7 protein-coding genes are annotated in these 6,603 nt (G+C 48.1%); 6 read left to right on the forward strand and 1 reads right to left on the reverse strand.

Features of this window, described 5'->3' with window-relative positions:
* Positions 1 to 311: hypothetical protein (locus ABYP73_RS10450; RefSeq protein ID WP_372974283.1), on the forward strand; the 311-nt coding region annotated here is incomplete at its 5' end.
* Between the two features lie 68 nt (positions 312 to 379).
* On the opposite strand, the gene ABYP73_RS10455 is transcribed toward ABYP73_RS10450, so the two are convergent.
* Positions 380 to 1,243, reverse strand: a complete 864-nt coding sequence (locus ABYP73_RS10455; RefSeq protein ID WP_188368890.1) for an RNA polymerase sigma factor RpoD/SigA — start codon at positions 1,241 to 1,243, stop codon at positions 380 to 382.
* 198 nt (positions 1,244 to 1,441) lie between these two features.
* Between ABYP73_RS10455 and ABYP73_RS10460 the strand changes: the two genes are divergently transcribed.
* From ABYP73_RS10460 to ABYP73_RS10480, 5 genes are all read left to right on the forward strand, one after another.
* Positions 1,442 to 1,963, forward strand: coding sequence for a DUF6155 family protein (locus ABYP73_RS10460; protein WP_372974284.1), 522 nt, complete (start codon positions 1,442 to 1,444; stop codon positions 1,961 to 1,963).
* A gap of 13 nt (positions 1,964 to 1,976) precedes the next feature.
* On the forward strand, positions 1,977 to 2,906 hold the full coding sequence (locus ABYP73_RS10465) for a 2-hydroxyacid dehydrogenase (RefSeq protein WP_372974285.1): 930 nt from the start codon (positions 1,977 to 1,979) through the stop codon (positions 2,904 to 2,906).
* 110 nt (positions 2,907 to 3,016) lie between these two features.
* Complete coding sequence (locus ABYP73_RS10470) at positions 3,017 to 4,528, forward strand: DEAD/DEAH box helicase (RefSeq protein WP_372974286.1); 1,512 nt, start codon at positions 3,017 to 3,019, stop codon at positions 4,526 to 4,528.
* A 2-nt stretch (positions 4,529 to 4,530) separates the two neighbouring features.
* Positions 4,531 to 5,793: a glycosyltransferase family 4 protein gene (locus tag ABYP73_RS10475; protein ID WP_372974287.1), complete on the forward strand. Its 1,263-nt coding sequence runs from the start codon at positions 4,531 to 4,533 to the stop codon at positions 5,791 to 5,793.
* A 67-nt stretch (positions 5,794 to 5,860) separates the two neighbouring features.
* Positions 5,861 to 6,603 (forward strand): 1,4-dihydroxy-2-naphthoyl-CoA synthase (locus tag ABYP73_RS10480; RefSeq protein ID WP_372974288.1); only part of this gene is annotated, 743 nt, incomplete at its 3' end.

Here is a 6,603-nt window from a genome sequence, read left to right on the forward strand (position 1 = left end):
GTTCGGAAGCCCAGAGGTTCTGGCCGGTATATAACGAGCACGAAGCGAATATTGAGGCCATCAAGCGCCGGGAACGCACAGAGATACGTGCAAAATTGATGGATTTCGATGGGCTATCTGAAAGAGAAGCTCAGCAACTTTTCGATGATCTGCTGGCTTTGGAAAACCGGAAGCACGAATTGAATATCGCTTTCCTTCAAAAGATGACCGATGTAATATCGGCACGGAAAACATTTCTGCTGATTAAGGCCGAAGAAGATTTCAAAAAACGGCTGCTGCAGGAAATGCAGCAACGAAGAAGGGGACAATAAAGACCTTTCGACCAAATAACAAAAAAGGAAGCCAAACGGCTTCCTTTTTTATGGTTACTGGTGAGGCATCAACCCAGATAGGCCTTCAGGAGCTTGCTCCTGGTGTTATGCCTGAGTTTGCGGATCGCTTTTTCCCGTATCTGGCGCACACGTTCCCTTGTCAGATCGAAGGTCTGCCCGATCTCTGCCAGGGTCATAGACTGCTGATCTCCGATCCCGTAGTAGAGTTTCACCACATCTGCCTCTCGGGGAGACAGGGTGTCGAGTGCACGGTTTATCTCCGTGTTCAGGGATTGTTGCATCAGCCCTTTGTCGGGCTTGGGCGATTCCCCGGACCGCATCACGTCGTATAAATTGGAGTCTTCCCCTTCCTTGAGAGGGGCATCCATGGAAATATGCCTTCCTGAATTCTTGATGGACTGCTTGACCTCACTGACGGTCATATCGAGTTCCTGTGCGATCTCCTCCGCTGACGGTGGCCTTTCGTGAGCCTGTTCCAGATAGGAAAAGGCCTTTTTGATCTTGTTAATAGACCCGATCTTATTGAGGGGTAACCGGACTACCCTCGATTGCTCGGCCAGGGCTTGCAGGATCGACTGGCGGATCCACCATACGGCATAGGAAATAAACTTAAAGCCCCTGGTTTCATCGAATCGCTTTGCCGCTTTTACGAGGCCTACATTGCCTTCATTGATCAGATCGGGCAGGGTAAGACCCTGGTTTTGGTATTGTTTTGCCACAGAGACCACGAAACGCAGATTTGCGTTTGTCAGTTTCTCCAGTGCCAATTGATCACCGGCTCTGATACGCTGGGCCAGTTCCACTTCTTCATTTGCGGTGATCAGATCTATTTTACTGATATCCTGCAGGTACTTGTCAAGTGATTTGGATTCCCTGTTAGTGACCTGCTTGATAATCTTAAGTTGCCTCATATATGTACGAAATTTATTATAATTACATCCTCTCATTATACACTTTTATTCTGTTTTTTCCAAAGGAGACCCCCCATAGTTATACATATTTTATGAGAACTTTAATATTTCTCGCCTGGCCCTGTTAAATACAGGTTTTTTAAGGACCCTAATGTATTTTATGGGATTGACTACCTTTGATCGCGTCAAATTTCAACCATGAGCAAGTCGGCTTTAAAGAAGTACCTGTCCAGCCTTAAAAAAAGAGAATTGGAAATACAGATTCTGGACCTTTATGAGCGATTTCCTCAGGTAAAGACCTTTTACGATTTTGCCTTTAATCCAAAGGAGGACAAACTCATAGGGGATGCCAAGGCCCGGATCTCCAATGAGTACTTCCCCAGAAAACGCAAGCGTCCCAGGGCCAGAAGATCGGTAGCTCAAAAGTTCATTCGAAAATTCAGCACCCTTGGAATGGACCCGTACCTCCTGGCAGATCTCATGTTGTACAACCTGGAAACAGCCCAGCGATTTTCAGCCGTCCGCAAGGTCAATGAAGCCTTTTATAAAAGCATGCTACGCTCATATTCCGAAGCGGTTTCCCATGTGATCCTTCACTCTCTTGAGAATGAGTTTCAGAACAGAATGGATCACATCTATGCCCAGGTTCGGGAACAGGACTGGGATTTTGCGGATGAGTTTGAACGTATTCACAGCACCACGACCCTAAAAGAATTATAATAAAGACTCACCAATGTCAATAGTACTTATCAGGCAGGATGGAAAAATAGGGATCTGGCAAAAAGCCTTCCAAGATCAGTATCCGGATCTCCCGGTCTATCATTTTGAAGAAGAACACCCAAAAGAGGAGATCACTATGGCGATCGTTTGGAAACATCCCCATGGGAGCTTATCTCCTTACCCAAACCTCCGATGCATCGCGTCCTTTGGCGCGGGGGTCGATTTTATCTTTGAAGATCCTGAACGTCCGCCAGACGTTGCGATCACACGGGTGGTTGATGATGCTCTTGCTGAAGACATGTCGGAATACGTCCTTACTGCTATCATGGGGCACCTGAAGAATACAAGCCAGTATGTCAAGGATCAGTTTAGGGGTATGTGGTCCCCAAAGCCCTATAGCCGTATCTCAGACCACACCATCGGCATAATGGGGATAGGAACCCTGGGCACACATCTGGCTAAGGACCTGAGAAATATTGGATTCAAGGTCATTGGCTGGTCAAAAAACCCAAAGGCACTTGAAGGTATCCCTGTATATCACGGGGCAGAATCGAGAAAGGAGTTTCTTTCCAAAAGTTCCGTACTTGTATGCCTCTTACCTCTCACCCCGGAAACCCGTGAGATCCTTAACCGAGATACCCTAAACCAACTCCCAATGGGCGGCTATCTGATCAATGTGGCCAGGGGCGGACATCTGAAAGAGGAAGATCTGATCCCTTTGCTCGACTCCGGTCACTTGTCCGGAGCCTGCCTCGATGTCTTTGCGGAAGAGCCCCTGCCCAAAGAACATCCCTTCTGGGATCATCCATTGATCCAAATCACTCCTCATGTGGCCAGTGTCTCTGATCCGGCATCTGTTGTGCCTCAGCTCGCAGAGAATTATCTCCGTCTGAGCAGGGGGGAGGAATTGAGGAACCGTATCGACCTCCAACAAGGCTACTAAATCCAGATTTCAGGGTTTAAATTTCATTTAAGGAAAAAAATCTTCTAGTTTTGCAAATTGGTGATTTAAGGACCCCAAAAGAAGATTTTTTAACCTAAAGACGGGCATTTTTGTCGATTTCCACTGAAAATATTGAAAAGACCCTTTACGACTATCAGCAAAGGGACCTTCAATCTATATTTGAGCATCTGGACGATCCCAATGACCACTCAAATCTCCTGTATCAATTGCCTACAGGGGGTGGTAAGACGGTTGTGTTTTCGGAGATCACCAGGAGGTTCATCGCCCATCGGAAGGAAAAGGTGGTGGTACTTACTCACAGGATTGAGTTGAGCCATCAGACCTCGAGAATGCTGCGTGGTTTCGGGGTAAAGAACAAGATCATCAACAGCGATGTTAAGGAACTGGCACCAGACGACCCGCATATGTGCTATGTGGCCATGGTGGAAACCCTGAACAACAGGTTGCAGGAAGGCACCATTTCCCTGAAAAATATCGGCCTTGTGATCATCGATGAGGCCCATTACAATTCTTTCCGGAAGCTTTTTAAATATTTCGAGGCCTCCACCATCCTTGGCGTAACGGCTACGCCCCTGAGTTCGAACATCAAGTTGCCCATGAAAGATCATTACAAAAAACTGATCGTCGGGCAGTCTATTGAATCTCTGATCAAAAATAAGTACCTGGCCAAGGCGAACATGTACAGCTACGATGTCAGCCTGAAATCCCTTAAATTAGGGATCAGCGGGGACTATACTGTCAAGTCCTCGGACGAATTGTACGGGAACCAGAATATGCTGGGGAAATTGCTGGGAGCCTATGAAGAGATCGCCAAAGGGACCAAGACGCTGATCTTCAACAACGGGATCAACACCTCCCGATATGTCTACGAGACCTTTAAAAAAGCCGGATATCCCATCAGGCACCTGGACAACAAGAACACGGCCTCTGAGAGGAAGGAGATCCTGGAGTGGTTCGCCAAAACTCCGGATGCAATCCTTACCTCGGTGAGTATCCTCACTACGGGATTCGATGAGCCCACCGTGGAAACCATTATGCTCAACAGGGCCACACGATCCCTGACGCTGTATTTTCAAATGATAGGGCGTGGTTCCAGAATACTGCCGGACAAGGATGAATTTACGGTGGTCGACCTGGGGAATAATATCGCGAGATTTGGGATGTGGGACGCCCCCATCGACTGGCAGGAAATTTTCCATTTCCCTGATTTCTACCTGGAAAACATCAAGAATGACGAGGATATAGAACGGGAATTCGTCTATGAGATGCCACCGGAACTCAGGGAGAAATTTTCCAAATCTGAAAATATTGATTTTGACGTAAAAGCTGCCTATAAAGAGATCTTTGCCAAGGGATTGAGGTCTAAGACCGTGCTGGAGCAGAGTATTGAACAGCACGCCAGGATATGTGTGGAGAACAGCAAGGACGTTTTTGAGGCCAGGATCCTGGCCAAACAACTCAAGGACGAGATAGAATACAGGGTGAAGCAGTACTCCTATTGTATAATGAACAACACCAAGAACTACAAGGAGTGGCTCGAAGAAGACTACGAGCGCAAACTCAGGCTAAAGATCTCCCAGAAGTTCGCATCCAGGATGTGATTGTGGAAAAGAAAGGTACAAAGGTCCTGATCATAGGTCTGTCCTGGCCACAGCCGGAGGCCACAGGTGCCGGTATCCGCATGGTTCAGCTCATCTCCCTCCTGAGATCGCAAGGATTCCACATCACTTTTTGTTCGGCAGCAGCCATTCCCGAAACGGAAGGATATCCCGATTTGCCGGGGGTGGAATTCACTCCTGTAAAACTTAATCACGACAGTTTTGACCGTTTTCTGAAGTCCCTGAACCCCGGCATGGTGATCTTCGACCGCTTTCTCACGGAAGAGTACTTCGGCTGGCGGGTAGCCCGTACCTTACCCCGGGCCCTGCGAATCCTGGATACGGAAGACCTTCATTCCTTAAGACATGCCAGGGAACTGGCACATCGGGAGGGTCGTTCTTTCGACCCGACCGTGTGGCGAAATCTGGACATCACAAAAAGGGAACTGGCTTCTATTTTCCGATCCGATCTCTCCCTGATCATTTCCAGGTTCGAAATGGACTTTCTGGAATCTCAAATCCCTTCCCTGACCAACCGGTTGTTTTACCTTCCTTTTCTCTTCGCGGAGTCAGATTTTATCCCAAAGGCCAAGATGAAGAAATTCTCAGAGAGAAAGGATTTCATTTTTGTCGGCAATGGACGTCATTCCCCCAATACCGATGCGGTACATTATTTAAAGCGGGAGATCTGGCCCGAGATCAGAAAAGAACTCCCTCATGCGGGTGTATATGTCTTCGGGGCACATTTGTCCAAAGAGATCACTGCCTTAACAGATTCAAAGCAACAATTCTATGTCAAAGGTTGGGTGCCTGATGTTTCCGAAGTACTCAACGCAGCCCGGGTTAGTCTGTTGCCTCTGAGATTCGGGGCCGGACTCAAGGGAAAGTTATTCGAAGCCATTCGATGCGGGACTCCTTCCGCCATGACTTCTATGGGCGCGGAAGGTACTGCCTTGGCAGGTATGAGTAGTTTCCTCGGCGATGACCCTGAAGCGTTCGCATCCATTGCCGTATCCCTGTACACAGATGAGGGACTATGGAAGGATCTGCAAAAAAAGGGAGTTTCCGTTCTCAGGAAAGACTTCTCAAAAGAGGGTTTTCAAAAGTCATTTTCATCCAAAGTCGATTTTCTTTTCCATAACCTCGAAAAACACAGAGAGGATAATCTGATAGGTTCCATCTTGCTGCACCATACCATGGCCAGTACCCGCTATCTCTCTAAATGGATTGGCCTGAAGGAGGCTGTTGCAAAAAAGAAAAAGGATTAAACCCTTGGGTTCCCGGCGTTGTGAAGCGCGGATGTATGGCTTATCTTTACGGACTAAAACAGATATCATGGATTCAGTCGCTACATGGAAGACGGCAAAGGAGTTTGAAGACATTACCTATAAGAAATGTGGGGGAGTTGCCAGAATTGCCTTTAACAGGCCCGACGTACGCAATGCCTTCAGGCCAAAGACCACAAAAGAGCTGTACGAAGCATTTTACGATGCGCAGGAAGATACCTCCATCGGGGTGGTTTTGTTGTCTGCAGAAGGGCCTTCTTCCCGCGATGGGGTGTATTCTTTTTGCAGTGGAGGTGATCAGAAGGCCAGGGGGCATAAGGGATATGTAGGAGAAGATGGTTACCACAGGTTGAATATTTTGGAAGTGCAAAGACTGATCAGGTTTATGCCCAAGGTGGTGATCGCCGTGGTGCCCGGCTGGGCCGTGGGGGGAGGACACAGCCTGCACGTGGTATGCGACATGACCCTGGCGAGCAGGGAACACGCCAAGTTCAAACAGACCGATGCGGATGTCACCAGTTTTGACGGCGGCTACGGCTCTGCCTACCTCGCCAAGATGGTAGGGCAAAAGAAGGCACGGGAGATCTTTTTCCTGGGACGAACCTATTCGGCCCAGCAAGCTTATGAAATGGGGATGGTCAATGCCGTAGTACCCCATGATGAACTGGAGGCAACCGCGTTTCAATGGGCTCAGGAGATCCTGGAAAAATCGCCCATTTCCATCAAGATGCTAAAATTCGCCATGAATCTCACTGATGATGGCATGGTCGGGCAGCAGGTATTTGCAGGGGA

Source organism: Muriicola sp. (assembly GCF_041567615.1).
Taxonomy (GTDB): Bacteria; Bacteroidota; Bacteroidia; order Flavobacteriales; family Flavobacteriaceae; genus Muriicola.